The following is a 2,016-nucleotide window of genomic DNA, read 5'->3' as shown; positions in this document are numbered from 1 at the left end:
CATAGGTGAAGAAGCACGTACCTACGCCCATGATGTCGAACCAAAGCCACAACAGGACGCAACAACCGAGAGACAGGGGAAAAAGCAACAGCCAGCCAAACCATAGATCGGCTGAAGTGGCTAAATTTTCGCTGGTACCCCAAAACAGCAGTACACGGTCAAAAACAATAGGGTGAAGAGAAAAACCGTAGAACCCCCAGAAAATCAACAGACACGGGAGAAGAACAAATACCGTTCCGATGCCTGCTTTCCATTGCCGCTCCCACCCCGAGTTGCATAGCTCCAAGTAGGTTTCGTTCTGAGCGTAGATGCACCGCCCTGCCGGCAAGGCAGCATCACTGAGTTCTACACGCTCAACAGGCTTCAACAGTCTCTTGCTGCCGTCAGCCTGCACGCACCTGCGACCTTCTTCAATCGAACGCCTGCGTGCACGCTGATAGACATGCTCATTTGGGAACATCCTGAAATTCCTAGTGGTCCGATTGCAATTCAGCTCGCACATTGGCGAACTTCTGTAGCGTTTCTTGCAGGCTGGTGTGGATCGGAATTTTCTTCTTGTTCAATGGGCAATCCGTCAGCCAGTTGATCCATTCGTCTTCTTTGAGAAGAGAGATTGCAACCACAGAAGCGACAACCAAAGCAGCACCAATCAGGCCAAGCACTGCGCCGAGACTTGCTGCTGCCAGCCCCATGATCGAAATATCAAAGGCAACCACTGCGGTGCTTGCAATAGTGAATGCAGTACCCAAGACGCTCGCAATCTGTGCATTTCTTAACCCTCCTTGTCCTCGTCTGTCAGAAATCCGTGCATCGACGCCGTCGAACCAAACAGAAACCATCGCCGCAGGCAGCAAGAACTTGAACGCCATTTTCTGAAGGTTTCTGAGTTGCGTGAGATTCAACGAGTCCAAACCGATTTCCAGGACCTTTTCTTTGTACACATTGACGCCCCTGATGCCCTTGAAGATCGTCTCTTCGTACGCCTTGGCGCGCCAGTCTGCGATCGAGCCAATGCTCTGCAAGACGTTACCTGCCATCTCCGCAGCGGTGCGCCCGTCGGGGTTGACGATGAGCTGCCCGCCCTTCAACAAGCTGGCTCCAAAATCAAAGACGCCCCCCAGCATCGCAGCTCGTGAACCAGGCGCGGCGCCTCTGGCCCGGGCCATCGCTGCTTCACCGGCCTTGCCCTTTTGAGCCGTGGACAGCTTGGTCAGCTTCTCGGCCCGCCCAAGCATCTGCGCTCGCCTCACGTCGTCCGCACGCAACTGCAAACGCTCGGCCTCGTTCTCGACCGTGCGCCCTAGCGTAGTGATGCCGGTCAACGCCATATAGCGGACCAGCTGTGCTTCCTTGCGTGTCACCGGCAACGCGGCAAGACCTGCAACCATCTTGACGCTCATCAACGTCATCACATGCGCGGGCCAAGCCAGCTTGCGTAGCCTGCCGCTTTCGCCGATGGCGGGAAACGCATCCATGAACGCAAGAGCCTTGTCGCCGAGTCCGACGCGCCCCGCGAGCAGTTTGAGCTTGACTGCCAGGCTCTCCAGCAATGGAGCGCTGGGGTCGGGTCCCGGCAGCGCTGCTGGTTGCCCGGTCTGTCCTTCTTCCGACGCTTGCCGAAGCGATGCCAGGTACGCCAGATTGTTGAAGCACAACGTGCGCGACAAGGCGTTGTCACCCCAGAGGTCCAGTTGCTCCAGCCATTTGCGGCCCCAGTCATTGCTTTCGGTGCCCGCCAGGCACTGGGCCAGCTGAAGGCTCAGGTTCGCTCCACCTCCGGGTCGGTCTACGCGCGTGTCTTTGTTGCTGTAGCGCTCCATCACCTTGAAGAGAGAGGGACTGACCAGCCAGCGGCCTTGATCCTCTCCGAGCTTGGAACGCAGAGTCTCGGCCTTGTCACGCACAGTCTTGTGGACAGTGTCGGAAAAGTTCGTGGCCGTCGCTTCATCGAAAAGCCGCGCGAAGTTCGCGTCCATCTTCTGGGTAGCGGTCGCCTCTTGCTGCGCTCTGTTGCGC

2 pseudogenes are annotated in these 2,016 nt (G+C 57.2%); both read right to left on the bottom strand.

Features of this window, described 5'->3' with window-relative positions:
* Nucleotides 1-394: pseudogene (locus tag AC1DOC_RS31300) on the bottom strand (hypothetical protein); the annotation flags it as partial.
* 76 nt (nucleotides 395-470) lie between these two features.
* Nucleotides 471-2,016 (bottom strand): annotated as a pseudogene (locus AC1DOC_RS31295) (T6SS effector BTH_I2691 family protein); the annotation flags it as partial.

This window comes from Variovorax sp. 01T439_2 (assembly GCF_056398445.1).
This window is presented reverse-complemented; position numbering and strand designations above follow the sequence as displayed.